The sequence below is a fragment of the Corynebacterium callunae genome (assembly GCF_046592015.1).
In the GTDB taxonomy this organism is placed as follows: Bacteria; Actinomycetota; Actinomycetes; order Mycobacteriales; family Mycobacteriaceae; genus Corynebacterium; species Corynebacterium callunae_A.
Window position 1 is genome coordinate 75,048 of sequence record NZ_JAWVOB010000002.1, and the last position, 25,873, is coordinate 100,920.

At 54.2% G+C, this 25,873-nt stretch carries 27 protein-coding genes and 5 tRNA genes; 19 read left to right on the top strand and 13 right to left on the bottom strand.

The genetic code is table 11. The features are described 5' to 3' along the window. Positions 1 to 170: 170 nt before the first annotated feature. Entirely contained in the window at positions 171 to 1,037 is an 867-nt protein-coding gene (locus SFC07_RS03385; protein WP_411206830.1) for a glycosyltransferase, read from the top strand. Here SFC07_RS03385 and menE read toward each other — a convergent pair. The 7 genes from menE to SFC07_RS03420 form a co-directional block, all read right to left on the bottom strand. Continuing rightward, entirely contained in the window at positions 1,034 to 2,164 is a 1,131-nt protein-coding gene (gene menE / locus SFC07_RS03390) for an o-succinylbenzoate--CoA ligase (protein ID WP_411206831.1), read from the bottom strand. The genes SFC07_RS03385 and menE overlap by 4 nt on opposite strands. Positions 2,165 to 2,252: 88 nt before the next feature. Then, a complete protein-coding gene (locus SFC07_RS03395) occupies positions 2,253 to 2,660 on the bottom strand; it encodes a DoxX family protein (RefSeq protein WP_411206832.1) in 408 nt (135 codons plus the stop codon). 133 nt (positions 2,661 to 2,793) lie between these two features. Beyond that, positions 2,794 to 3,111, bottom strand: coding sequence for a DUF3349 domain-containing protein (locus SFC07_RS03400; RefSeq protein WP_411206833.1), 318 nt, complete (start codon positions 3,109 to 3,111; stop codon positions 2,794 to 2,796). A gap of 111 nt (positions 3,112 to 3,222) precedes the next feature. Next, positions 3,223 to 3,507 (bottom strand): hypothetical protein, encoded by a 285-nt coding sequence (locus SFC07_RS03405; RefSeq protein WP_411206834.1) that lies wholly within the window; start codon positions 3,505 to 3,507, stop codon positions 3,223 to 3,225. Then, positions 3,507 to 4,793, bottom strand: coding sequence for an anion permease (locus SFC07_RS03410; RefSeq protein ID WP_411206835.1), 1,287 nt, complete (start codon positions 4,791 to 4,793; stop codon positions 3,507 to 3,509). The genes SFC07_RS03405 and SFC07_RS03410 overlap by 1 nt, the downstream gene beginning before the upstream one ends. A gap of 329 nt (positions 4,794 to 5,122) precedes the next feature. Next, positions 5,123 to 6,082 (bottom strand): 1,4-dihydroxy-2-naphthoyl-CoA synthase, encoded by a 960-nt coding sequence (locus SFC07_RS03415; protein ID WP_411206836.1) that lies wholly within the window; start codon positions 6,080 to 6,082, stop codon positions 5,123 to 5,125. Positions 6,083 to 6,093: 11 nt separating this feature from the next. After that, a complete protein-coding gene (locus SFC07_RS03420) occupies positions 6,094 to 6,402 on the bottom strand; it encodes a 4a-hydroxytetrahydrobiopterin dehydratase (RefSeq protein ID WP_411206837.1) in 309 nt (102 codons plus the stop codon). Between the two features lie 31 nt (positions 6,403 to 6,433). On the opposite strand from SFC07_RS03420, the gene SFC07_RS03425 reads away from it, so the two are divergent. The 7 genes from SFC07_RS03425 (at position 6,434) to SFC07_RS03455 (ending at position 13,782) form a co-directional block, all read left to right on the top strand. Beyond that, on the top strand, positions 6,434 to 7,039 hold the full coding sequence (locus SFC07_RS03425; RefSeq protein WP_411206838.1) for a Type 1 glutamine amidotransferase-like domain-containing protein: 606 nt from the start codon (positions 6,434 to 6,436) through the stop codon (positions 7,037 to 7,039). 39 nt (positions 7,040 to 7,078) lie between these two features. Then, positions 7,079 to 8,095, top strand: coding sequence for an o-succinylbenzoate synthase (locus SFC07_RS03430; protein WP_411206839.1), 1,017 nt, complete (start codon positions 7,079 to 7,081; stop codon positions 8,093 to 8,095). A 10-nt stretch (positions 8,096 to 8,105) separates the two neighbouring features. After that, complete coding sequence (menD, locus tag SFC07_RS03435) at positions 8,106 to 9,734, top strand: 2-succinyl-5-enolpyruvyl-6-hydroxy-3-cyclohexene-1-carboxylic-acid synthase (RefSeq protein ID WP_411206840.1); 1,629 nt, start codon at positions 8,106 to 8,108, stop codon at positions 9,732 to 9,734. Continuing rightward, entirely contained in the window at positions 9,735 to 10,178 is a 444-nt protein-coding gene (locus SFC07_RS03440; RefSeq protein ID WP_411206841.1) for a DUF3592 domain-containing protein, read from the top strand. A gap of 108 nt (positions 10,179 to 10,286) precedes the next feature. Then, positions 10,287 to 11,510: a glycosyltransferase family 4 protein gene (locus tag SFC07_RS03445; RefSeq protein WP_411206842.1), complete on the top strand. Its 1,224-nt coding sequence runs from the start codon at positions 10,287 to 10,289 to the stop codon at positions 11,508 to 11,510. A 182-nt stretch (positions 11,511 to 11,692) separates the two neighbouring features. Further along, positions 11,693 to 13,069: an amino acid permease gene (locus SFC07_RS03450; protein ID WP_411207029.1), complete on the top strand. Its 1,377-nt coding sequence runs from the start codon at positions 11,693 to 11,695 to the stop codon at positions 13,067 to 13,069. A 20-nt stretch (positions 13,070 to 13,089) separates the two neighbouring features. Then, positions 13,090 to 13,782 carry a demethylmenaquinone methyltransferase gene (locus tag SFC07_RS03455; RefSeq protein ID WP_411206843.1) on the top strand — a complete coding sequence of 231 codons (693 nt, stop codon included), beginning with the start codon at positions 13,090 to 13,092 and terminating at the stop codon, positions 13,780 to 13,782. A 39-nt stretch (positions 13,783 to 13,821) separates the two neighbouring features. Here SFC07_RS03455 and SFC07_RS03460 read toward each other — a convergent pair whose 3' ends face one another. Continuing rightward, positions 13,822 to 15,114: a geranylgeranyl reductase family protein gene (locus tag SFC07_RS03460; protein ID WP_411206844.1), complete on the bottom strand. Its 1,293-nt coding sequence runs from the start codon at positions 15,112 to 15,114 to the stop codon at positions 13,822 to 13,824. A gap of 171 nt (positions 15,115 to 15,285) precedes the next feature. Between SFC07_RS03460 and SFC07_RS03465 the strand changes: the two genes are divergently transcribed. The 10 genes from SFC07_RS03465 (at position 15,286) to rplA (ending at position 20,590) form a co-directional block, all read left to right on the top strand. After that, complete coding sequence (locus tag SFC07_RS03465) at positions 15,286 to 16,338, top strand: polyprenyl synthetase family protein (RefSeq protein ID WP_411206845.1); 1,053 nt, start codon at positions 15,286 to 15,288, stop codon at positions 16,336 to 16,338. 86 nt (positions 16,339 to 16,424) lie between these two features. Further along, a tRNA-Tyr gene (locus SFC07_RS03470) sits at positions 16,425 to 16,507 on the top strand. Positions 16,508 to 16,755: 248 nt separating this feature from the next. Beyond that, positions 16,756 to 16,828 (top strand) — tRNA-Thr (locus SFC07_RS03475). A 250-nt stretch (positions 16,829 to 17,078) separates the two neighbouring features. Further along, a tRNA-Thr gene (locus SFC07_RS03480) sits at positions 17,079 to 17,151 on the top strand. Between the two features lie 37 nt (positions 17,152 to 17,188). Beyond that, positions 17,189 to 17,260: transfer RNA gene (locus SFC07_RS03485), tRNA-Met, on the top strand. 114 nt (positions 17,261 to 17,374) lie between these two features. Next, positions 17,375 to 17,447 (top strand) — tRNA-Trp (locus tag SFC07_RS03490). A gap of 203 nt (positions 17,448 to 17,650) precedes the next feature. After that, on the top strand, positions 17,651 to 17,989 hold the full coding sequence (gene secE / locus SFC07_RS03495) for a preprotein translocase subunit SecE (protein ID WP_411206846.1): 339 nt from the start codon (positions 17,651 to 17,653) through the stop codon (positions 17,987 to 17,989). 224 nt (positions 17,990 to 18,213) lie between these two features. Then, on the top strand, positions 18,214 to 19,083 hold the full coding sequence (gene nusG, locus SFC07_RS03500) for a transcription termination/antitermination protein NusG (protein WP_411206847.1): 870 nt from the start codon (positions 18,214 to 18,216) through the stop codon (positions 19,081 to 19,083). 271 nt (positions 19,084 to 19,354) lie between these two features. Then, positions 19,355 to 19,792, top strand: coding sequence for a 50S ribosomal protein L11 (rplK, locus tag SFC07_RS03505; protein ID WP_411206848.1), 438 nt, complete (start codon positions 19,355 to 19,357; stop codon positions 19,790 to 19,792). An 87-nt stretch (positions 19,793 to 19,879) separates the two neighbouring features. Further along, positions 19,880 to 20,590, top strand: a complete 711-nt coding sequence (gene rplA / locus SFC07_RS03510; protein ID WP_411206849.1) for a 50S ribosomal protein L1 — start codon at positions 19,880 to 19,882, stop codon at positions 20,588 to 20,590. 381 nt (positions 20,591 to 20,971) lie between these two features. On the opposite strand, the gene SFC07_RS03515 is transcribed toward rplA, so the two are convergent. From SFC07_RS03515 to SFC07_RS03535, 5 genes are all read right to left on the bottom strand, one after another. Beyond that, complete coding sequence (locus tag SFC07_RS03515; protein WP_411206850.1) at positions 20,972 to 21,292, bottom strand: trypsin-like serine protease; 321 nt, start codon at positions 21,290 to 21,292, stop codon at positions 20,972 to 20,974. Further along, complete coding sequence (locus tag SFC07_RS03520; protein ID WP_411206851.1) at positions 21,256 to 21,573, bottom strand: trypsin-like serine protease; 318 nt, start codon at positions 21,571 to 21,573, stop codon at positions 21,256 to 21,258. The genes SFC07_RS03515 and SFC07_RS03520 overlap by 37 nt, the downstream gene beginning before the upstream one ends. After that, entirely contained in the window at positions 21,560 to 22,384 is an 825-nt protein-coding gene (locus SFC07_RS03525) for a DUF418 domain-containing protein (protein WP_411206852.1), read from the bottom strand. The genes SFC07_RS03520 and SFC07_RS03525 overlap by 14 nt, the downstream gene beginning before the upstream one ends. After that, complete coding sequence (locus SFC07_RS03530; protein ID WP_411206853.1) at positions 22,381 to 22,584, bottom strand: hypothetical protein; 204 nt, start codon at positions 22,582 to 22,584, stop codon at positions 22,381 to 22,383. The genes SFC07_RS03525 and SFC07_RS03530 overlap by 4 nt, the downstream gene beginning before the upstream one ends. Positions 22,585 to 22,873: 289 nt before the next feature. Then, positions 22,874 to 24,382: a PucR family transcriptional regulator gene (locus SFC07_RS03535; RefSeq protein ID WP_411206854.1), complete on the bottom strand. Its 1,509-nt coding sequence runs from the start codon at positions 24,380 to 24,382 to the stop codon at positions 22,874 to 22,876. 142 nt (positions 24,383 to 24,524) lie between these two features. Between SFC07_RS03535 and gabT the strand changes: the two genes are divergently transcribed. Then, a complete protein-coding gene (gene gabT, locus SFC07_RS03540) occupies positions 24,525 to 25,871 on the top strand; it encodes a 4-aminobutyrate--2-oxoglutarate transaminase (RefSeq protein WP_411206855.1) in 1,347 nt (448 codons plus the stop codon). Positions 25,872 to 25,873 lie beyond the last annotated feature (2 nt).

Genomic DNA, 25,873 nt, shown 5'->3' on the forward strand with positions numbered 1-25,873 from the left:
CGGTGGTAAAAAATATCGTGGTTGTGGTGAAAAAATAGGTCATAGGCAGTGAAGGTGATCAAAACCGCAGCGGTGTAGAGGAGCGGGAACCGGGGCACAATAGCCACTTCCGGCTATTGTGTGAAGAGGTCTTAAATTGGAAAACGCACGAGGAGGAGTCGCAGAAGTTTATGTGGATTGGTTATGCGGTTCGACAAATTGCCAGCTTTTTCCTCACTTTGCTGCGCATGCTTCCACTTGCCCTGCGCAATAAATTCTCCCGCGGGAAAATTCCCCAAGAGGGTCCGGTGATTATTTCCCTCACCACCCATGGCAAACGCATAAACCAGGTGCATTTCACCATTGAATCCATTGCTCGTGGTTATCACCGAGTGCCCATCGTATTGTGGCTGGATAAACCTGATTATGAAAGCGAATGGCCAGCCACCCTTAAGCGTTTGGTCGAGCGCGGACTGCAGGTCAAGTGCAGCGACGGCTTCTACGGCCCGCATACCAAATATTGGAATCAATTCCGGCTGGTGCAGGGCACCGATGTGCGCGTGGCCACCGTTGATGATGACATGATTTACCCTGAGTGGTTCCTACAACGTTTGCTGTTTATCGGCGACCTACGTAACGACGCGGTAGTCGCCTACCGGGCGCACAGAATTGAGCTTCGCGACGGCAAAATGCTGCCATACATTAAATGGACCGCTGCTGACACCTCGGAAGCGTCATTTTTGCACTTCGCAACCGGCGTTTCTGGTGTGCTGTATCCACAGACTTTTATTGATTATGTGGTCGCCCAAGGAGATGTTTTCCTTGAAAGCTGTAAGCGTGCCGATGACGTATGGCTGCATGTCATGGCGCTGCGTTCTGGACATCCAATTCGTCAGGTCTATGCCCAGCCCCGGCATTTTGCCGTAGTTCCCACCACCCAGGTCGGAGCACTGGTGGTCGGAAATACACTCATGGGCGGCAATGACGAGCAGATCGCCAAGGTATATACCGCAGAAGATGTGGCAAAGCTGGTTGCTATTAGCGAGCGCGAGGATTAGAACAGCGCTTTAATCGCTTTGCGGTCTACTTTTCCCGGGCCAATTGTGGGCAAGGTGGGAAGGTGCTTAAGTTGCTTGGGCAGCTGCCAGCGGGGGAGGGAATCTAGGCCTTCAATAACCTGCGAGGGTGAAATGGATCCCTCATAGGCTGCCACAATTGCTTGGCCTAGGCGTGGATCGGGAATACCCACTACGCAGACTCCAGTGACGCCGTCAATATCGGCAATGGCACGTTCCAGCACCTCGGGGTGGAGTTTTAAGCCACCAGAGTCAATAACGGCATCGATGCGGCCTTTTACCACCAAGGTGGACTCGTGGAATTCGCCAACATCGGAGGTTTTGAACCAGCCGGGCTCTGCGAAATCTTCGTGCTGGGGACTATTGCGATAACCCTGCGCAATCATGGGGCCACCAAGTTCAATGCGCCCCTCGCGGATACGCACCTGCGCGCCGGGAATAGGCTTGCCGTCATAAACACAGCCTCCGGAGGTCTCTGAGGACCCATAAGTGGTGATCACTGAGATGCCAAGTTTGGTGGCAGACTCCCGGGCCTGCCTGGAAAGGGCAGCGCCGCCCACCAGTATGCCGTCGAAAAGCGCTAAAGCTTCTATTCCTTGGAGGGTGTCCATGGCCTTGAGCAGCTGCATTGGGGTGAGAGAGGTGTAGGTGCGGTCGCCGGTGTCTTTGAGCTCGGCGGCGGCGCGGGCGAAGTCGGCGATGTTGAAGCCGTTGCTGAGGTCGATGGCAAGCGGATCAACGCCGGCGATGAGCGCACGGATGAGCACCTGCATGCCGGCGATATGATGCGCGGGCATGGCTAGGAGCCATTGGCCGGGGCCACCGAGGAATTGGTGGGTGGCGTCTGCGGAAGAGACCAGGTTCAGTGGGCTAAGTTGTGCGCCTTTGGGGGTGCCGGTGGAACCGGAGGTGGCCATGACCAGTGCGATGGAATCATCGATGGGCTGACCGACGTGTTGAGAATCGCGGAGGAGCCGGGCGCGGGTTTTGTCTTGGGCCGGAATGGGGAGGAAAGTTCGATGTCCGGAAATCGCGTCTTCGAGATCCCCTAGAATCGCGGTTGGATTGGCAAGATCTACAGGCAATGCTTCGAGGACGCGGGTGTTCATAGGTGAAATTCTAGTGCCCTTGGGTGGGGATATAGAAAAGCACCGAGCTGGAAAATCCAACTCGGTGCTTCCTTGATGCTGTGAAGGTTTATGCCTTGTTCTTGTTGAGTACTGCGTCGACGCTCCAAGCGCCTGCGCCAGCAGCGACGAGCAGGAGAGCGCCAGCGCCGATTGCGCCAACAAGCTCCCAACCGTTGTTCATGACAAAGATGCCACTGGAAACGTGTGCCAGCAGACCTGCGAGCAGCATGTCGACGAAGACAACTGCAGCAGCGATGCGGGTGAAGGCACCGACGAGGATCAGGATGCCGCCGATGATCTCAACGAGGGCTGCGACAACTGCAGCGAAGCCTGCGGCAGGAATGCCGAGGGATGCGAAGTATCCGGAGATACCTTCAAGGCCGGTGATGGCAAACTTATCCCAGCCGTGGGCGATCAGGATGATGCCGAGGAGGATACGGGCAAGGACAAAAGCAACTTCTTTAATGGTTGACATGGAAAATAAACCTATGGCAAAAATGTTTCCGTGTCAACTAAAGCATGGGGTGGGGTTTTCTGCAGGCCTTACTGTGGTGTTTGTGCTGGTGTTCTTTCTACCCGGCCAGCCCTTCTGACCTGTAAGTTTTGGGTCAGTCTTGGGTAGGAAAGCCCTCTCCTTTTAGTTTCTGCTGAATGCGCTCAATGTCCGCTGCCTCTGGTGGCTGATTGTGCACATGGGAGATGAGTTTGGCTATCTTCTCCCGTGTTACCGGCTTTGGATGCAGGCCGTTTTCAGAACCCTGCTCAATGAGGAGCTGTGCCAACTCATCAAGATCTGCCTCATTAAGTTCACGCTCGAGCACATAAAAGAGGGCAAAGGTGTCATTGCGCGGAACGCCAGCGGGATAGCCTTGGCGGAGCCAATGCAACACTTTGTGGGCAAGGGAGGGGTGCTCATGGTTGCTCATAGTTTTAAGTCTAAAGAGCGCTAGAAATAAAGGTGGGGAAATAACAAAAATCCTTTTCAGAAAAGTTCTGTGAAGAATTTTTCTGAAAAGGATTTTTAGGTGCTTTAAGTTTTAGTCAGCTTCGGTGCCGAAGATATCAAATCCCATGTACTGGTAAATCGTGGCTTTAGTAACCCACAAGATGCCGGCGATAATGGCGATGATAATAATGGCAAAACAGATGCTGGCGGCAATCTTGCCGAAGGCGCTTGCAGAGCCGGTTGTGGTTCCATCAGCAGCTACGGGAGCATGTGCAAAGCGGACGCCGAGGGCAAAGAGTGCAGGCAGGCCAGCGCCCAGCAGAATGCCCACCAGGGTGACATTAACAAGGCTGCCAAAAAGTGTTGCAAGGTTCATTATTTGGATACCTCATTTTCAGTCTGGACGGCGGTCGCGGCAGTGGTGCCAGAGGCTGCGTTGGTGGTCTGAGCAGGAGCGGAAGCGGTAGCGGCTGCGTCGGCGGAAGCAGCTGGAATCACGCTATTGGAATCCTCATCCCATTCAGCGTTGACATTGTTGGGGTCAACTGGGGCCTTGCGGGAGTGGGCGAACATGTAGCCGGAAAGGCCGAGCAGGATGGCGAAGGCAACAAGCACACCCAGCAAATCGGAGGTGGCAAGTCCAATAACATGTGCCACGCCCCAGCAGAATGCACCAACAATGGCAGAAGCTGGCAGGGTGATGATCCAAGCCAGGGCCATGCGACCAGCAACAGACCAGCGCACAGAGGAGCCGGTGCGTCCGATGCCGGTGCCCATAATGGAACCGGTTGCCACGTGGGTGGTGGACAGTGCCATACCGAAGTGGGAGGAGGTCAAAATGATTGCTGCGGAAGAGGTCTCTGCAGCCATGCCCTGTGGGGAATCAATTTCTACCAAGCCCTTGCCTAGGGTGCGGATAACGCGCCAGCCACCGGTGTAGGTACCAACTGCGATAGCAATTGCACAGGAAGCCTTAACCCAGAAAGGAATGTCAGCATCGGCGCCGAGGTGGCCGGTGGCAACGAGGGAGAGGAAGATAACGCCCATGGTCTTCTGGGCATCGTTGGTGCCGTGCGCCAGGGAAACCAGGGAAGCCGAGCCGATCTGGCCCCAGCGGAAGTAGCGGTTCTTTTCTTTATCGGCAACAGCCTTGGTGATGCTGTAGACGGCGAAGGTGCCAATTGCAGCAACCAGACCTGCAACAACAGGAGCAGCGAGGGCTGGCAAAACCATCTTGGCTAGCACGCCTTCCCAGAGCACGCCACCAAATCCCATGGAAGCAATGGCTGAGCCGATAAGGCCGCCAAAGAGTGCGTGGGAGGAGCTGGAAGGAATGCCCAGCAGCCAGGTCAGCAGGTTCCAGACGATTGCGCCGATCAAGCCTGCAAAAACCACAAGCAGCAATTGGTGGCCATCCACGGCGTTGTTCAGGTCAAAGCGGTCGAGATCGACGATGCCTTTGGCAACAGTGGTGGCAACTTCCACAGAAAGGAAAGCACCAATCAGGTTGAGGCTCGCGGACAGTGCCACGGCAACTTTGGGGCGAAGAGCACCGGTGGCAATCGAGGTAGCCATTGCGTTACCGGTGTCATGAAAGCCATTGGTGAAATCGAAGGCAAGCGCCGTTGCGATAACAATTAGAAGAATAATCAGCTCGGTCACAAACCAGAAGTATGCCTGAACTAACCCGAAAACCAAGTATTACTTTTTCGGCTTTCAGGGCCCAAATCTCAGTAAATGAGAAAATATTAGCCCTGTTTTGGGGGGTTTATGTGTACTAAACACTGGTAAATAATTGGTCAAAACCCACTAGGTTCATGCACTTTTATAAAGACGAAACGCAATTATGCGCCGAAAAGTTCCAAAAACTACACACTTTAATTTTTGGAACCAACCAGATGAACTTTAGGTTAATTTATTAAAAAAGGTGCTACCAAACATTAAAAAGCTGCTTTTCGACGCAAACCCGCTGCGCTAGACGGGGGAAATCTTTAGTAGTAATAGGGGAAGGAACTCCAATCCGGGTCCCGCTTTTCCAAGAAAGATTCCTTACCTTCCACTGCTTCATCGGTCATATAAGCCAAGCGAGTAGCTTCGCCAGCAAACACCTGCTGACCCATGAGCCCATCATCGGTGAGGTTAAAAGCAAACTTCAGCATGCGCTGCGCAGTGGGGGACTTGGAGTTAATCTCCTTGGCCATTTGAATTGCTTCATTTTCCAACTCAGCGTGGTCAGCCACGACATTGACGGCACCCATCTGCTGCATTCGCTCAGCATCGTAGGTGCGGCCCAGGAAGAAGATTTCGCGGGCATATTTCTGGCCGACCATCTTGGCCAAATAAGCAGAGCCATAACCTGCATCAAAGGATCCCACATCAGCATCGGTCTGCTTAAAACGGGCTTCTTGGCGGGAGGCAATGGTGAGGTCACAGACCACATGTAGGGAGTGTCCGCCACCGGCAGCCCAACCATTAACCACTGCAATAACCACCTTGGGCATGGTGCGGATAAGGCGCTGGACCTCCAGAATGTGCAAACGTCCGCCCTCTACTTTGGCGCGAGCTGCATCAACGGTGGAAGCATCGGCATGCACATCATCATGATCATGCTCGGTGGCGTACTGGTAGCCGGAACGTCCACGAATGCGCTGGTCACCGCCGGAACAAAAGGCCCAGCCGCCATCTTTTTTGCTGGGGCCATTGCCAGTGAGCAAAATGGTGCCCACATCTGGGGTACGGCGCGCATGGTCAAGGGCCTGATAAAGCTCATCAACGGTGTGGGGGCGGAAAGCATTACGGACCTCAGGGCGATCAAAGGCGATGCGCACAATGCCCTCGGCACGCGAGGTGCCTACATGGCGGTGGTAGGTGATATCGGTGAGGTTTTCAAAACCGGGAACGGTGGTCCACTGCGTGGGATCAAAAGGATTCTCAGTGCTATAGGTACTCATGGTCTTTAAGCTTAAGCCTCAAAAGCCAATCCGAGGGCAGAGGCATGGTTATTAATCTGCTGCGCCAAACTAATATCGCGGATGGTAATGCCACCCACATCATGGCTGGATAGCTCAACCACCACTGCGCCATAGTGCAAGGAAATGTCGGGGTGATGGTTAGCAGCCTCAGCGGATTCAGCAATGAGGTTGATAAAACGCACCCCAGTCATAAAATCACCGGTGGCAAAAGTCGCTTGAATATAGTCCGAGGCGATATCCCATCCCAGTTTTTCGTCGATAATGCTCTGGGGTTGAAGTACTTCGCGGGGGTTGGTCATGGCGCTTCCTTAATTTGTATGCTGGGCGGGTATGAGACTGCTGCTGACCTCTTTTGGACACGAGCATATAGGGACTTTCCTGCAGGGAACCGTGGCGTATATTTCTGATGCCACCCGAACTTTTGCTGCCAGCCCTGAGGCTGCTCCCTTTATCAATATGGAAAGGGAAATGCTGCGCAGCCATGGCCTGCAGCTTCGAGAACTTCCCATCGCCACCACACCTCTGGCAGAGATTGAAAAAATTTTGGGGGAAGTGGACGGCGTCTATGTTGCAGGCGGCGAAACCTTTGATCTGATGTGGGTGCTGCGTTCTACTGGTGCTGCTGAGCTCCTGGCAGCAAAGGTGCGCGCCGGGCTGCCCTATATTGGCACTAGCGCCGGGGCCGTAATTGCGGGGCCCAATATTGGGCCGGTGAGCTTGCTTGATAGCCCTGATCTTGCGCCTGAGCTGACAGATTTGAGCGGCCTTGGCCTATGTGAGCACGTAATTATTCCTCATACAGCAGGCACTATTCCGCAGTTTCCCATTGAGGTTTTTGCCGAGACTGTGCGCCTTTATGGTCAGGAATTTCCGCTGCTGCTCCTGCGTGATGGCCAAGCGCTCTTGGTTGATGATGCCGGGACTCACCTTATTTAGCAGCTGGCTCAGATAGAGCAGGGCATATGCTTAATAACTATGAACCCGCCTGCACTTGATGAGATCCTTGAGCGCGCCCATGTGGTGTCGCTGCCAATGAATGTGAAATTTCGCGGGGTTACCACTCGCGAGGCCATGATTTTTGAAGGCCCCGCTGGCTGGGGTGAATTTGCCCCCTTCTTGGAATATGACGCCAAGGAATCAAGTGCCTGGCTGGCCTCAGGCATTGAAGCAGCTTGGCAGGGTTTTCCAACAGCCCTGCGTGAAAGGGTAGAAGTTAATGCCACAATCCCGGCCGTGCCCGCTGCACAGGTGCCAGAGGTGTTGGCAAAGTTTCCAGGCTGCCGCACCATCAAAGTGAAAGTTGCCGAACGCGGCCAAACCTTGGCTGATGATATTGCGCGCGTTCAAGCCGTACGTGAGGCTCGCCCCGGCGCGATCATTCGTGTGGATGCCAACTGCGGTTGGACAGTTGAGGAAGCACTAAAAGCTGCGCAGTCTTTGGGGCCGTTGGACTATTTGGAACAGCCCTGTAAAACCGTGGAAGAATTGGAGCTTTTGCGCGCAACCTTGCAGCGTAGTGGCATTTTTGCCCGTGTTGCTGCCGATGAATCCATTAGGAAATCAGATGATCCCTACCGCGTGGCGGAGCTTAAAGCCGCCGATGTGGCCGTGGTGAAGGTGGCTCCATTGGGCGGGGTGCGTCGGGTGCTGGAGGTGGCTGCGCACCTGCGCGCACGTACCATGGATATCACTGTTGCCAGCGCCTTGGATACTGTAGTGGGCATAAACGCCGGTCTAGCAGCGGTGGCAGCCCTGCCCAAACTTGATGATGACGATCTGCTCGACGTGGCACCGCAGGCTGCAGGGCTCGCGACCTCGCAGTTATTTGTAGAAGACGTGGCCATGCCGCACCAGATTGTTGATGGTTTTATGGAAACCCGCCCGATTGAGCCTGCGCGTGATCGCCTAGAAACCCTTGCTGCCAGCGCCGATAGGCGTCAGTGGTGGCTGCAGCGTGCCCGGGAATCCTACCGTGTCCTGGAGACAATCTAGACTATGGAACATGTCTCGCACTGCAGCCCAAGATTTATCCCGCGCCGTCCTTGAAACACTCAGCCCCCACATCACTGACGTGGTGTTATGCCCCGGTTCCCGGAACTCACCCCTAGCCCTTGAGGTGCTGGCCCGCGAGGACTTGCGCGTGCATGTGCGTATCGACGAGCGCAGCGCGAGCTTTTTGGCACTGTCTCTAGCACGCGTCCAGCGCCGCCCGGTGGCAGTAGTAATGACCTCGGGCACCGCTGTTTCCAATTGCTTGCCAGCTATGACTGAGGCAGCTCATGCCCATATCCCACTCATTGTGTTGTCGGCAGATCGTCCGGCACATTTGGTGGGCACGGGTGCCAGCCAGACCATAACCCAAGACAATATTTTTGGCGCCGTGGCGCCAACCGTTGCGGTCAACACCACCGCGGACCTTGACGCCTTGGCACAAAGCTTGAGCGAGGATGCGTCGCAACGCCCTCGGCACTTTAATATCGCCCTCGATGTACCTTTGGTGGCTGCAGAATTGCCGGCAAGCCAGCGTGCGGAGAAGCAACCCTGGCGCCAGCGCTGGGTGGATCGTGGCGAGGTCACGGTGGATCTTGCCGAGCGCACTCTGGTTATTTCCGGCGATGAGGCCTGGGAGGTTGAAGGTTTGGAGGATGTGCCCACTGTGGCGGAACCCACTGCACCTAATCCTTTCCACCCGGTGCACCCGCTGGCAGCCAATATTTTGCTTAAAGAGCAGGTTTCGGCCGAGGGGTATGTGGTTAATACTCGCCCTGAACACGTGATTGTGGTGGGGCATCCCACTTTGCACCGTGGAGTTATTGCTTTGATGTCTGATCCTGCGATCAAACTCACTGTGCTTTCACGTACCGATACTGTGACTGATCCCGGACGGCACGCCGATCAAGTGGGTAGCCGGGTGAAGGTTTCTGGCACCCAAGATAAGCAGTGGCTAAAAATTTGCGATGCAGCCTCTGAAGTGGCAGCTGCAGGCGTGCGCGAAGTGTTGGAAAATAAGGACTTTGGTTTTACTGGCCTGCATGTGGCAGCCGCTGTGGCCGATACCTTGGGCACCGGTGACGTCCTTTTTGCCAGTGCTTCCAATCCCATTCGTGATCTTTCCCTCGTGGGATTGCCTTTTGATGGAGTTGATACCTATTCACCTCGGGGTACTGCAGGAATTGATGGTTCTGTATCCCAGTCCATCGGAACGGCACTTGCCGTGCAGGCACAACATCCAGATGAGATTCGCGCACCACGCAGCATTGCGCTGCTGGGTGATCTTGCCTTCCTGCACGATGTCGGCGGCCTGCTGATTGGCCCTTATGAACCTCGCCCGGAAAACCTCACCATTGTGGTTGCTAATGACAATGGTGGTGGCATTTTTGAAACGCTGGAAACCGGTGCACCTGAATTGCGGGAGAAATTTGAACGCGCTTTTGGCACCCCACATGATGCCTCTTTGGCTGAGATCTGCGCAGGTTATGGGGTGGAACACCAGGAGGTTGATAACCTACAAGATCTCATTGTGGCGCTGGTTGATGCCACCGAGGTCTCTGGTTTTAGGGTGATTGAGGCACACACGGTGCGCGATACCCGCCGGGCGCAGCATGAGGCGCTCAAAGCAAAGGTTGTCTAAATGGAGTGGGTGAGGCTGCGGCGTCGGCTGCAACAATTGTTGATCGCTGTCTATATTGCAGTGATGTTGGGTGTGGTGGCAATGGTGATTGGTCCTTTTCTTAATGACCGCACCATTGCTGACAACCCCGGCCGTGCTTTGGCGCAGGTCACTAATGTCGGTTCTTTTCGCACCACTGTGGATTATCAAGATGGAAACGGTATTTTCCACTCCCCAGAAACGGGCCTAATTTATCCCACTGGTCTGGGCGAAGGACAGCGCGTGTGGGTGAACTATGCCAAGTCTGATCCAGAGCTTGTAAAAGTTGAGGGGCGAACCTGGACTTTGGCTATCATTCCTGCACTGAGCGTGGGAGCTGTTGCCACCGCGGTTGCCGGACTATTATGGCTAGGAGTTGCGCGGATTGGCGCGCGATTTGAGCGCACTTTGAGTAGCACTCCTTAATGATTCATTAGAATGTAACCCTGAATTATTAAAAGCTTCCAAAAAGTTCTCGATAAAGCCACGTACGGTTCATCGTGTGGTTGGCATGATATGGAGATAATAGAACCCATGCGGGTAGCAATTGTTGCAGAGTCTTTTCTTCCGAACGTAAACGGTGTCACCAACTCGGTGCTCCGGGTTTTGGATTATCTCAAAGCACATGGCCATGAGGCCTTGGTAATTGCTCCGGGGGCGCGGGATTTTGAAGAAGAAATCCCTGATTACCTCGGTTTTGAGATCGTCCGCGTGCCCACCGTGCGGGTACCGCTTATTGATTCCCTCCCCATCGGCGTGCCACTTCCTTCTGTGACCACCGTATTGCGGGATTACAACCCCGATATTATCCACCTAGCTTCGCCTTTTGTACTGGGCAGTGCAGGTGCTTTTGCCGCCCGCCAATTGCGCATCCCCGCCATTGCTATTTATCAAACCGACGTGGCTGGCTTCTCCCAGCGTTATCACCTGGCTCCACTTGCTACCGCCAGCTGGGAATGGATTAAAACCGTTCACAACACCTGCCAGCGCACCCTTGCTCCCTCTTCTATGAGCATTGATGAACTACGTGAACACGGCGTTAATGATATTTTCCACTGGGCTCGTGGCGTAGATTCCCACCGCTTTGATCCAGCTAAGCGCTCTGAGCAATTGCGTCGCAGCTGGGATCGCACCGGCAAGAAGAAGATCGTGGGCTTTGTGGGCCGCCTTGCTTCCGAGAAGGGCGTGGAGCGTCTGTCCAGCTTGTCCGGCCGCGAAGATATCCAATTGGTCATTGTTGGTGACGGCCCCGAGGCTAAAGACCTCCAAGACATGATGCCGGATGCTATCTTCACTGGAGCTTTGGGCGGAGAAGAACTAGCCCGCACCTATGCTTCCCTGGATCTTTTTGTCCACCCAGGTGAGTTTGAAACCTTCTGCCAGGCTATCCAAGAAGCTCAAGCCTCTGGAGTTCCCACCATTGGCCCACGCGCTGGTGGCCCCATTGACCTCATTGAAGAAGGCGTGAACGGCCTGCTCCTTGACGTTGTTGGATTTAAAGAAAACCTGCCCGCAGCAGCAGAGTGGATTTTGGATTCTTCCCGCCACGAGAAAATGCGCAAGGCAGCCCGCAACGGTGTAAAGAACAAGACCTGGGATGCTCTTTGTGCCCAGCTATTCCAGCACTACACCGACGTCATCGAGCTTTCCCACCGCGTTCCACTGACCTTCTTTGGCCCGAGTGCAGAAGCCGCAAAGCTTCCCACCTGGATGGCCCGAGCACTGGGTGTGCGAGTGCGCACCAGCATCGACGCCTAAAGTTTTTTAGATTCGCTCGCCTCCGACAGTGAGGCGGGCGTTTTTGTGGGCGGGGGAGAGTGTAGGATTAGCGCCCATCAATTGCACAACCTCTAACAGGAAGCGCGTGAGTGTCCTCACCACAGATAAATACCCCAGAAAACGCCAGGCCCCACGGTGAAGAAGCTCACCTCAAACGTGGCTTGAGCAACCGACACCTCCAGCTCATTGCCATCGGCGGTGCAATTGGCACCGGCCTGTTTATGGGTTCTGGAAAAACCATCTCCGCAGCAGGCCCTTCGGTCATCCTGGTCTACGCCATCATCGGCTTTATGCTCTTTTTTGTTATGCGTGCCATGGGAGAGCTGCTCCTAGCCAACCTCAATTACAAATCGCTGCGCGATGCTGTCTCCGATATTCTCGGACCAGCTGCCGGATTTGTCACCGGCTGGACCTATTGGTTCTGCTGGATTGCCACCGGCATGGCAGACATTGTTGCCATCACCGGCTATACCCAATATTGGTGGCCTGAAATCCCGCTGTGGCTTCCAGGTGTCTTGAGCATTGCCCTGCTTTTTGTGCTTAATCTGGCTGCCGTTCGCCTCTTTGGTGAAATGGAATTTTGGTTTGCCATCATCAAAATTGTTGCCATTGTTGCCCTGATTATTGTGGGTCTTTTTATGGTGTTCACCGGCTTCCAAGAACCCAATGGCACCAGCGCACAGTTCTCCAACCTCATCGAGAATGGTGGATTTTTCCCCAATGGCATCACTGGCTTCTTGGCTGGTTTCCAAATCGCCATCTTCGCCTTTGTGGGCATTGAGCTAGCAGGTACTGCCGCTGCAGAAACCGTGGATCCAGAAAAAACTCTGCCCCGCGCCATTAACTCCATCCCTGTGCGCATTGTGATTTTCTACGTCCTGGCACTGCTCATCATCATGATGGTCACCCCTTGGAATGAAGTCAGCCCAGAGACCAGCCCCTTTGTGCAGATGTTTGCCCTTGCCGGCATTCCAGCAGCAGCGGGCATTATTAACTTTGTGGTGATTACCTCGGCAGCTTCCTCTGCCAATAGTGGTATTTTCTCCACCTCCCGCATGCTGTATGGACTGTCATTGGAAGGTGCAGCGCCGAAGCGCTGGAGCAAACTATCAGCCAGCCAGGTGCCTGCACGCGGATTGATCTTCTCCGTGATCTGCCTGATTCCAGCTTTGGGTATGCTCTATGCCGGGGGCACGGTGATTGAGGCCTTTACCCTGATCACCACGGTATCCTCAGTGCTCTTTATGGTGGTGTGGTCTTACATCCTGGTGGCCTATATTGTGTACCGTCGCCGCACCCCAGAACTCCACGAAAAATCGGTATTCAAAATGCCTGGTGGTGTAGCCATGGCTTATGTCGTACTGGCCTTCTTTGTTGCCGTGCTGGGCGTGCTGTCCTTGGAGGCAGATACCCGTACAGCGTTGCTCGCGACACCCGTGTGGTTTATCCTTTTGGCCATTGGTTGGTTTGCAGCGGGCGGTTCTAAGGGAGCTGCCAAGCGCAGCGAGATTAAACCCCGCGAAAGCATCAGCAACTAAGCCTGGTTAGACTGAAGCTTGTGGCTAAGGCATCTTTGGACAAGGACCCCTCCGACGTAGCATCAATGTTTGATGACGTCGGAAAAAATTATGACATCACCAATACCGTGCTGTCCTTTGGTCAGGACCGGGTATGGCGTAAGCGCACCCGTGAGCGTCTCAACCTCAAACCGGGTGAAAAAGTGTTGGACTTGGCAGCAGGAACCGCCGTCTCCACGGTGGAATTAGCTAAGTCCGGCGCCTGGTGCGTGGCCTGTGATTTCTCCCAGGGCATGTTGGCGGCAGGCAAGGATCGTGACGTGCCTAAGGTCGTGGGCGATGGCATGAAATTGCCTTTTGCAGACAACTCCTTTGACGCGGTCACCATCTCCTATGGTCTGCGCAATATTCACGATTTCCGCGCAGGCTTGCGTGAAATGGCACGTGTGACTAAGCCCGGCGGACGCCTCACCGTGGCGGAGTTTTCCACCCCAGTGATCCCCGTATTTGGCACTGTGTACAAGGAATACCTCATGCGATACCTCCCACAGGTCGCACGCGCGGTCTCCTCCAACCCTGAGGCTTATATCTACTTGGCGGACTCCATTCGCGCCTGGCCTAGCCAAGCCGAACTAGCCAAGGAAATTAACGCCAATGGCTGGTCTGATTGTGGTTGGCAAAACCTCACCTTCGGCATCGTGGCATTGCACTCGGCTGTTAAGCCAGAAGCTTAAAAAAATTGCTCTCCTCAAATTCTGCGGAGAGCAATTTTTTTATACCGTTGAGGACCACAAAGGCGCACCCTTAAGCGCGCGCTGCATACTGGACCCCGCTAAACGCCAGCCTCGCGCCAAAAGATCTTTATCCTCCGGGGTAATCAAATTGCCCATCAGACGTGCAGCCGCCGGCATAATCGCTTTTTGCAAAGGTCCGCGGAAAGCCAGAGGCCCGGCCAGCGGCAAAAACTGCGGGTAGGTCAACAAACGGGCAGCAGTGCGCGCCAGCAGGAAGGTTTCACCATAATTTTCCCGAAGCACATGCGGCCATAAAAGGGTGAAGTCGCGCCGGGGATAGGCAGTTAGCGTTTCGACGGCCAACGCCGCGGTTTCCAGGCCATAATCAATGCCTTCACCGTTGAGCGGGTTCACGCAGGCTGCGGAATCACCAATGAGCATCCAATTGGCGCCAGCCACATTTGAAACTGCTCCACCCATAGGCAGCAGGGCAGAGGTGACCTCTTGTTCAGGCCCCAGGCCCCAGTCTTCACGCTGTTGGGAGGCATAAAAGCTGAGCAGTTTTTTGGTGTTGATGCGCGCTGGCCGCTTATCGGTGGAAAGTGCGCCACAACCTAGATTGACGGTGCCATCCCCTAGCGGGAAAATCCAGCCATAACCTGGTTGTACTACGCCCTGTTCATCGCGTAATTCCACATGGGAGTGCATCCAGGGCTCATCAGATTTAGGCGAGGTGCAATAGGAACGTGCGGCGATGCCATAGACCTCATCGCGGTGCCAGATGCGGCCAAGCTTTTTACCAAAGGTGGAACGCACACCATCGGCCACAATAACGTGCTTGGCTGCTACCTCATAGGAGTTGCCAGCGTGCTGGAAACGCACCGCCGCTAAGCGGGAGCCTTTAAAGATGGGTTCTTCCGCAGTGGCATTTTCCCAGGTTGTTACTTCGTCATGGGATTGTGCGAGGCGGAAAAGAAGTTCATCAAAGCTATGACGAGCCATCGCAGAACCCACGGCAGTGGGGTAGGAAGCAGGCCAAGGGGCAGTGACGGAACCGCCAAAACCATGGAGTTTCAGGCCCTTATTTGAGTAATGCTCCAAGAGTTGATCGGCCACGCCTAAGTTTTCCAATTGGTTCATTGCGCGGGGAGTAAGCCCATCACCGCAGGTTTTATCACGCGGGAAAGAGGCGGCGTCGACAAGCAAAGTTTTAAGCCCAGCGCGCGCGGCGTGGACGGCGGTTGCAGCGCCCGAGGGGCCAGCTCCGATGATTAAAAGGTCAAAGCTGGCACCCTGTGGTGGGATGGGAGAAACATCAGAAGTTGAAGACACGCCTTCCATTGTCGCAGTAATTGGCGCGGGAAGACTAACCCAAGGTGCTTGAAAGGGCTGCTGTGGACTACGGTTAAATGAAAAGCATTATGTCCATTTCTTTGGATTCACTTGCCTGGGTTACCCAAGGGCAGCTAAGAATCCACACTCGATCACCAAAGGTAGCGATGAATGAGTAGCGGCCGAACCGTTCCAACCCGTTCCCACGGGCTCGGAAAAGAAGGTGCCACCGGAAGCGGAGCATCTCAGGTCGAGTTTGGTGATCCCGAGCTTACGGCCAGGATCAACCACGCAATGGTGCAGGTAGAAGAACTTCTGCGCACGGAACTATCCTCCGGACAAGATTTCCTGGTGGATAAGGTCATGCACCTCACCAAGGCCGGCGGAAAGCGATTCCGCCCTATGTTTGCGCTCTTGGCCTCTGAATTTGGCGCCAAGCCACTATCAGAAAATGTCATTAAAGCAGCAGTTGTTGTGGAGATTACACATCTGGCCACCCTCTATCACGATGATGTGATGGATGAGGCGACCATGCGCCGCGGTGTGCCTAGCGCCAATGCGCGTTGGGATAATTCCGTGGCAATTTTGGCCGGCGATATTTTGCTGGCCCATGCCTCCCGCCTGATGAGCCAGCTGGGCATGGAAACTGTGGCCCACTTTGCTGAGACCTTCGGGGAATTGGTGACCGGCCAAATGCGCGAGACCATCGGAGCCCGCGATACCGACCCCATTGAGCACTATATGGACGTTATCCGCGAGAAAACCGGTGTGCTTATTGCCTCCGCTGGTTTCCTCGGTTCGCTGCACGCAGAGGCCTCTCCAGAGCATATTGATGCCCTGAAGAAGTTCGGCGCTGCTATCGGCATGATCTTTCAGATTGTCGATGACATTATCGACATCTTCTCCGAGACCCATGAATCCGGTAAAACTCCGGGCACTGATCTCCGCGAAGGTGTGTTTACGCTGCCCGTGCTCTACGCCCTGCGCGAGGAGACCGAGGTTGGCGCTCAACTGCGTGAGATCCTCACCGGCCCGCTAGAAGACGATGAGACTGTTGAGCGAGCCTTGGCCTTGCTTTCCCAATCCGGTGGCCGTCAGGCTGCTCTGGACGAGGTTTATCGCTACATGGACATCGCCAACTCAGAGTTGGATCGTTTGCCCGATAATTCCGTCAAGGATGCCTTGCGTGAATTGGCAATGTTCACCGTTAAAAGAGTCGGTTAAAACCTCATTTTTTAGCCCTGAACAGCCGATTTGCACATTGGTCGGGGTGTCATAGTAAAGTATAGAGCGCACCAAGCAAGGTGCTCGCCAGATTGCCCGAGCGGCCAATGGGAGCGGACTGTAAATCCGTCGGCTTGCGCCTACGTAGGTTCGAATCCTACATCTGGCACAAACGCCCGCTGAATTTTCTTCGGAAAGTTCAGCGGGTTTTTGCATTGCAGGTTTGGCTTTCGGGTTTTGCTTGCCGACGCGGCCCGCTACCGTAGCGCTGATTGTCGGCGCGCACTTTAAGGTTTAAAGGTGCCAAAAAATAGCCCTTAAGCTGCAATTTTGTGTTTTAACAACTTCACGCTAATCTACATAGGACTTCAATGAAGAGCGCGCAAGAAATTCCAGCGGTTTTCTACTGAGGTTGATGCCCCCTTAGCTCAGTCGGCAGAGCGTTTCCATGGTAAGGAAAAGGTCAACAGTTCGATTCTGTTAGGGGGCTCTTTTTGCATTTCTGGGTGTTTTGGCCGTGCTGAATAATGCCATACCTAAATGTGAAAAGTTATCTCGACGCCACGCTTGCTGTGGGGTTTAGGGGTTAGTGCGTAGTAGCGCAAAAATATTGTGCAAGAAATCCGAAAAAACCATTAACATGCTGCAGATTTGTGTTGATGGAAGGATTCGGGTTAAAGTTCTTAAGGCTTCAACGCAGCGAGGGAAGTAAAAAACCCGCTCATAATGTCGAAGTAGATGCCCCCTTAGCTCAGTCGGTAGAGCGTTTCCATGGTAAGGAAAAGGTCAACAGTTCGATTCTGTTAGGGGGCTCTGTTGTTTTCCTTCTTTTTAAGAAGTTAAGCAATGTGGCGGTGTAGCTCAGTGGTAGAGCAAGCGACTCATAATCGCTGTGTCGCGAGTTCAATTCTCGCCATCGCTACCGCGGAAATCCCTTCGGGGAGATGGCGTCGCTTTTAACTACAAACTTGTTTGCGGTTGGAAGTGGCGTTTTTCGCAAAAATTCAGACAGCTGGTATGGTTGTTTGTGTTGCAGAGGGGCGTAGCTCAATTGGCAGAGCAACGGTCTCCAAAACCGTAGGTTGCAGGTTCAATTCCTGTCGCCCCTGCAAATTTTTATGAGGCACCCAGTCTTTAGAGACTGGGTGCCTCATTTTTTATTTCCCACCTTGCTGCGAGTGTGCTTATTTATTGCGAGCCCCTAAGTAAGTGGGGTATCCTCGAGGGCTGAACACAGGGCCGTGAAAAAGCTGGGAAAAGTCCCCAGCAGTACAGACTTCACACCTGGCCGTAAGTAACTTTGAGGAGAGTCGTGAGCGACGAGCAGAACACTGGCGTAGGTGGAGCATCGCGTCCAACCGGAAAGCGTCAGCTGTCAGGTACCTCAACCACCACCGCCTCCAGCACCGAGGCAAAGCAGGTCTCCGCACCAGCTAAAACCACCGGAACTGGTGAAACCAAATTTGGTGGGGGAGTAGCTTCCTTCATTCCGGAGGTTGTTTCCGAGGTACGAAAAGTAATTTGGCCAACCGCCAAGCAAATGGTTATCTACACCGTCGTGGTTTTGGTCTTTCTCATCCTGCTCACCGCCTTGGTTTCCGGCGTTGATTTCTTGGCTGGCCTCGGAGTTGAGAAGATCCTTACTCCATAGCTAAGATAGAAATATCTTTTTTAAAGTCCCGCTGTTTCCGCTGAAGGAAACGGCGGGATAATTTATTGTCCTGGATGATCGTCTTGGGGCGTTGGATGTAATTGCTGGTTCCGCGCAGTAGCATGGAACAAAAAGCTACGGCAGAAGAAAAACATTCCCGCGCCACTAAGTAGTGAGCTGGGTCCGAGGGTCTTTTTTACACAGAGGTTTGGAGAACACGCACAATGAGCGATGAGAACAACAACGAGTTCGCAGTTGAAGAACAAACTATCCAGGAAGCCGATCTAGATATCGCCGCCGGCTTTGATGAGGATTTTGCTGCTGCACAGGATAGCGCTGAGGTAGATACCGAAGCTCAAGACGCAGATGCTGACGGTGATGCCACAGACGTTGACCTCGCACAGGCCGCAGCTGCTTTGGGTGATACTGGAGAAGTTGACGCCGATGCTGACTACAAGGCTCGTCTGCGCAAGTTCACCACTCAGCTGAAGAAGCAGCCAGGCGCCTGGTACATCATCCAGTGCTACTCCGGATACGAGAACAAGGTTAAGGCCAACCTCGATATGCGTGCGCAGACTCTGGAAGTTGAAGATGACATCTACGAGGTTGTTGTTCCTATCGAGCAGGTCACCGAAATCCGCGATGGCAAGCGCAAGCTCGTCAAGCGCAAGCTGCTCCCAGGCTACGTGCTGGTTCGCATGGACATGAATGACCGCGTGTGGTCCGTGGTTCGCGATACCCCAGGCGTAACCAGCTTCGTGGGAAATGAAGGCAACGCAACTCCGGTCAAGCACCGCGACGTCGCAAAGTTCCTGATGCCTCAGGAAGCAGCCGTCCTTACCGGCGAGGCAGCAGCCTCCAGCGCCGAGGGTGAGCAGGTTGTGGCAATGCCTACCGACGCCAAGTCCCAGAAGGTTTCCGTGGACTTCCAGGTTGGCGAAGCAGTCACCATCCTTACCGGTGCCTTTGCTTCTGTTTCCGCAACAATCTCCTCCATCGATGCCGACAACCAGAAGCTGGAAGCACTGGTATCTATCTTCGGCCGTGAAACCCCAGTTGACCTGGCCTTCGATCAGGTGGAAAAGGTTAACTAAACAGCTTTGACCCCGCCGGATCCCCGCCGGGAATTGAAGAAACACCCCGTAGAATCACCGCCATTTTTAGGCTTTGGTTCTACGGGGTTTTGCGTGTAAAGTGGAGACTCGCGTGTTTTTAATACGCACTCATACATTCATCCCCGGTGGCCCGGTTACGCTAAGACCCACTTCTTAAATTAATAGGTGGTAGCGGGACCGAGCATCCGGACGGCGCAGGTGGGGTTTCATCGTCCCACTGACAGCCGGTAACAAGGAAGCAGGTCAAACGATGGCTCCTAAGAAGAAGAAGAAGGTCTCCGGCCTCATCAAGCTGCAGATCCAAGCAGGTCAGGCTAACCCAGCTCCTCCAGTGGGTCCTGCACTTGGTGCTCATGGTGTTAACATCATGGAATTCTGCAAGGCTTACAACGCTGCAACCGAAAGCCAGCGCGGCAACGTGATCCCAGTTGAGATCACCGTCTACGAAGATCGTTCATTCGACTTCAAGCTGAAGACCCCACCAGCAGCTAAGCTGCTGCTCAAGGCTGCTGGCCTGCAAAAGGGCTCTGGCGTTCCTCACACCAACAAGGTTGGTAAGGTCACCATGGCTCAGGTTCGCGAGATCGCTGAAACCAAGAAGGAAGATCTCAACGCACGCGACATCGACGCTGCTGCAAAGATCATCGCCGGCACCGCTCGCTCCATGGGCATCGTCGTCGAAGGCTAATTTTTAGCCTTCCGCTAAGAAATTTTTACTGTGGCAGGGCCCGCTCCGGCCCGCTTAACCACAAAATTCCATGAAAGGGAATTCATAATGAGCAAGAAGTCAAAGGCTTACCGCGAAGCCGCAGAGAAGATCGACGCTGGTCGCATCTACTCCCCAATCGAGGCTGCAAACCTGGTCAAGGAGACCTCCTCCAAGAACTACGACGCTTCCGTCGACGTAGCTATCCGCCTGGGCGTTGACCCACGTAAGGCTGATCAGCTTGTTCGTGGCACCGTCTCCCTGCCTAACGGCACCGGCAAGACCGTTCGCGTTGCTGTTTTCGCACAGGGCGAGAAGGCTACCGAGGCTGAGGCTGCAGGCGCTGACTTTGTTGGCACCGACGAGCTCGTCGAGAAGATCCAGGGTGGCTGGACCGACTTCGACGTTGCAATCGCAACCCCAGATCAGATGGCTAAGATCGGCCGTATCGCTCGTGTCTTGGGACCTCGTGGCTTGATGCCTAACCCTAAGACCGGCACCGTAACCAACGATGTTGCTAAGGCAATTGAAGAGGTTAAGGGCGGCAAGATCTCCTTCCGCGTTGACAAGGCTTCCAACCTGCACGCATCCATCGGCAAGGCATCCTTCGATGCGAAGGCTTTGGCTGAAAACTACGGCGCTCTTCTTGACGAGCTCATCCGTATCAAGCCATCTTCTTCTAAGGGCATCTACGTCAAGCGCGTAACCCTTTCTTCCACGACCGGCCCAGGTGTTGAAATCGATACCCACGTCACCAAGAACTACGCCGGAGAGGCATAAAGCTTCTTGTTTAAACTCTTAACTGAGTAACTGAAGATACCCACCACAGTGCACACTGCGGTGGGTATCTTTTTACCTTTTGGACGTTAGGCCTGCGCGCGGCGCTTTAAGATCCGGCTAAAAATTGCCAATATCAAAAGCAGCTGCACGGTGATGAAAACCAAGGGCTTGCTATAAATCGCAGCCTGTTGGGTGGGAATCGATTCCATCATCGGGCCATCAGGGTTTAGCGCTGGGATCTGAACTTGAGGTTATAAGCTTTGCACTCGCACCGGCAGCCACAGTGTTATCAATCCATTTCCTTTGCTCCATTAAAGGCGAATAGAGAGCATCTGGGCTGGGACGATACATATTTACCGTGGAGAGTGTTCCGGTTAGCACTCAGACCAATTGTTTGTTGACAAAAAGCAGGCCGCCAGAATCGCCACCTTGGAATCCAGCTTTAGTGCCGGTGCTGACATGGACGGAGGTTTCTCCACCGGCAACACCACCTTCAGCTACCTCTACAACTTTGACTTGGGCACTGGGCAAAATTTTGGAATACCTCGCTAAAGAACCATTGGCGCTCCAACCATAGCTTTCATCTTCATCGCCTGCGGTGGGCAGGGTGGTAGCCAGCGGCGCCGGCGTGATATTTTCCACCGGCTTGCTTGGACGAACCAGCGCTAGGTCACCGGAATCCGGGAACGTCCAACCAGCCACATCATAGGTTTGGGTGAATCTTGCTGCCCAAAACGAACCTGCGCTCCGGCCTCAGCAAATTCAAAACAATGCCGGGCAGTTAAAACCCATTGCTTTTCGACGAGGGTTCCGGTGTAGTCTCCAAAGCTTCCAGTTTTACCCACTTTGATGGAGGCAACAGGATTGGTTTCTTTGATATCGGGTGCTGCTTCGGCATATTCCAAGGCGTGGGCTGGAGTTCCAAGTCCGGCGAAAATAACAATGCTGGCGGCAGCAATAAGGCGTGATCTAAAAAATCGCATGGGGGTATCTTTTCTTCCTTTTAGGCGGAGGTGTGGCTGAGTTCTGGAGCTGTGGTCGCAGCTGCGCGGGTGGTTGAGGCGAGACCACGATGAGATTGGTGCACCAAGCCATGAGCCATTCCAGGGGTCCCTTGGTGAAAAATTTCTTCCACAACATGGCCAGCACAATTCCCGCCACAATGCTGATCACTGCAGCCAGCGTGGATTCATGAATCACATAGCGTTGGATATAGGTGGCACTGAGGACATGGAGGCAGTACATGGTCAAAGGCATGGAACCAAAGTGCGCAAAGGGGGTGGCAAGCCAGCGGGGAAGGAAAGGTGTACCCAGCAGACATAGCGCCAGCAGCACCCAGCAGGCAGCACTTGAAAGTAGTACTTCAGCGGCAGTTCCGGTGTAGCCATTGAAGTTGGCCCATTGTGGCAAAGATTCACTAAAGCGCAAGGCAAAGCCAACAATGGCGACTACAGCAGCGCAGATGCTGAGGAAAATGTAGACATTCACTCCAGCAATCTTCTTTAGTGCACGGCGGATAATCACCTGGTAGGAGAGCATGCCCAGCACTATATAGGCCATCCAAATGAGCATAGGATAAGGCGAATAGGAGGGGGAGAACTGAAATTGCACACCAGCAGCAATAAACAGCAGTAGGAAAATGATGAGCTGGAGATTCCAGCAGATTTTGGGTATCCAAGCTAACAAGGCCATGGATACACCCATCACAATCAAAACCACTTGGATGTCGGCGGCGAAGGGGATCAGCGCTACTCCCAACAGTCCCAATAAGAGGCCACGACAGAGCAATTTCAAAAATGAGGTGAGAGCAGGGCCAGAGCAATGAGCATCATGGAGAATCCGGCGATGACGGCAAAGAGGGCAGCGGGGATTCCAGCGAGGATGGTTTTGGGGATCCCGGGGACAAAAGCGAGATGAAGCACAATCATGCCCATGATTGCGAGCGCGCGAGCAAGGTCTAGGCCAACTATGCGGGCGGACGTCGATGGTGGCATATTAATCCATTTCCAAAAGGCTAATGTGCAACCTCACCCTGAGCAATACCGAAATAAGTTTTCATTAGCAGGGTGAAAGTGCCTTATGGTAGAAAGAGACTTCTCCTATCAGGCAAGGTTGCAGCGTTTTAGGTGAACGCGATTAATTTATTCCCTATTTATTTTAAAATGGTGGAAGCTATACTCTGCCCCCTGAGAAAAATTCTCCACCTTATGATTTTAATGAAAATCTTTTCAGTTAACCATCAAGAAAACCGCAAGTCTGGAATCTTACTGGTAATCATGCTCATTAGTGACCGCGAGTTGCCACAATCAAGAGCAACTCAGCTCTGGTAAGTGGATCGGAAAGATCTAATTCACAAATCTCGGCAATACGTTCCAAGCGGGTGCGCACAGTGTGACGGTGAATGCCAAGTCGGGTTGCGGTTTCACCCACCTGCCCGCCACATTGGGCAAAACACACCAAGGTAGCGGCAAGTTCAGTACCGTAGACCTCGTCGTTATCAATGAGGCGATCATAGGTCTGTTGGGCACGCGCATCGAGGGCTTGTTGAATTGCGGGATTGCGCAGCCACATTTGGCTCGATTCGCGTGGCTCGGAAAATCTTCCCAATTCCAAAAGCACAGCCTGGGCTACCAACTCTTGAATCAAAGATGGGGTGATTTTTTCAATTTTGGTGGGCAGGCCAATGCAAATGCGCACTTCGCGGAGGTATTTTCCGAAGAGCTCAATGGTGGTCTTTACGGTTCTACTGCCCCGCAAAAAGACTAAAACGGCAGGTTCTGGGGTGTCATGCAAAATGAGGTGGGCGAGCGCGCGGTCATGAACTTCCAATTGGGCAGCGGCATGGTTGAGGGCTTTGTTTACCGCCTGGGCTCTGGTGCCGCTGATAATCACCGGTCGCACTTGACCCGAAGCATCGGTGACGTCGTGGAAAATTTCACGCACATTGGGGGCATGATCGGTGTGTCTTAAAAGCAAAGACATGGCTAAGGTTTTGAGCTCGGTTTCGCGGGTGCGCATGGCGTGGGGGCGCTGCAGCAAAATATCGGAAAGGCCAGCACAGTGGCGGATTAGTGCGCGGTGTTGATCGCTGGGGCGGGAGTTCATCAGTACGGAGAACATATGGTGGCGGTCACCAAAGCGGGTCATACGCTGCAGAATTCCCACCTGCTCTGCATTGTTGATGGCTTGGCTGCCACCTTCAAGATGAGCTTGAGCTTGGGGGACTGCATCAAGGCCTGCAAAGGGGATGGAGCAGGCAATGCGGCCATCACTATCCACAATGGCGATGGCTGCGCCGATGGTGTTGGCGGTGTATTGGCATAACGCAGCTAAGCCACCGGTGATGGCAATGGAATTGAGTTTTTCTTGTTCAATAAGCAGTTCTTGTTGTCGCCGGCCAGCGCGCCTGGATTGTTCTTTTTGTACTGCTGAGGTGATGGAGATAAAGGGGATCTCGCGGGGAACCTCAAAAAGTCCCAACTGACATTCCAGGGCGGCGTCGACAAGCTCTTGAGGAACCTCTGGGAAGGTGAGGCCGGAGCCGAACCCGATTGCCTGGACTCCGGCGGCGGCCAGTTTTTGGGCCCAATTTTTGAATTCTTGGGGGTGGTTGGCAAAGGCGATGCCGACTGAAAGCACAACTGTATTCGGCTGGATGAACTCGGAGGGGTCTGAAAGTTCGCTGATTTGAATTTCTTTAAAACTGGCGCGGGTGGGGTGGATTTCGCGGAGTTTTAGCTGCTTCTGGCGATAAAGCCAGTCCACATCGAGGTGATCGGGGGCGAGATTCATGGGCCAGCACTCCTGTCAATAATTCATGTTGGCGAAAATCTTTCCAGAATTTCGCCAAAATGTATATATTATCTATCGATCGACACGGGGAATACTCATTCAACAAGACCAAGAAGATGTCTCGTAGATCACAGGAGTAGCCGTGCAAGATTTCACCTATCGCATCCCTCAGACCCGCCACCTCAACGAAGAAGGAACTCGGACCAATTCGGAAGCATTGGATCGACGTCGACAAGCAGCAGTGCCCCGCGCACTCACCCCCGGCCTGCCCGGCTACGTGATTGACGCCGACGGCGGCATCTTGGCTGACGCCGACGGCAACCGTTATATCGACCTTGCCTCCGGTATCGCCGTCACCAGCGTCGGCGCCTCCAACGCCGCGGTGGTGCAGGCCGTCGCTGAATCCGCCGCCCACTTCACCCACACCTGCTTCATGGTTTCCCCCTATGAGTCCTACGTGGCTGTGGCGGAAAAGCTTAACGAGCTCACCCCGGGTGACCACGACAAGAAGACCGCGCTCTTTAACTCCGGCGCTGAAGCCGTAGAAAACGCCATCAAGGTTTCCCGTGCCTACACCGGCAAGGGCGCAGTAGTGGTTTTTGATAACGCCTACCACGGCCGCACCAACCTCACCATGGCCATGACCGCCAAAAACCGCCCCTACAAGTCCGGATTTGGCCCATTAGCTGCAGAAATCTACCGCGTCCCCACCTCCTACCCACTCCGCGATGGCCTTAGCGGCGCAGAAGCAGCAGCGCGCGCAATCTCCGCTATTGAAACCCAGGTCGGCGCCGAGAACCTAGCCTGCGTAGTCATCGAACCCATCCAGGGTGAAGGCGGATTTATCGTCCCAGCCACCGGCTTCCTGCCGGCACTGGCGCAATGGTGCCGCGAAAATGACGTGGTTTTTGTTGCCGATGAAATCCAGTCCGGTTTCCAGCGCACCGGCGAGTGGTTCGCCAGCGATCACGAGGGCGTGGTTCCAGACCTGGTCACCACCGCAAAGGGCATCGCCGGCGGCATGCCACTATCTGCTGTCACCGGCCGCGCGGAAATCATGGACGCCGCAATGCCAGGCGCACTAGGAGGCACCTACGGCGGCAACCCCGTTGCTTGCGCCGCCGCACTCGCAGCCATCGAGCAGATGGAAACCCATGATCTTAAAGGTCGAGCCCGCGAAATTGAAGCCATTATCCGCGCGGAATTTGCACCTCTGCTCAACCTCCCGGAGGTCGCTGAACTGCGCGGTCGCGGAGCCATGATGGCCCTTGAGCTTATCGACGCCGCGGGGCGCCCCAACCCAGCACTGACCGCAGCGGTGGCACAACGTGCCAAGGCCGAGGGAGTTTTGACCCTAACCTGTGGCACCGATGGCAACGTGATCCGCCTGCTTCCCGCCCTGGTTATTTCCGAGGACACCCTGCGTGATGGCCTGCAGGTCCTTGTTGCAGCCATCGAGCACGAGACCGCCACCCAGAAAGTTGGCTAAAA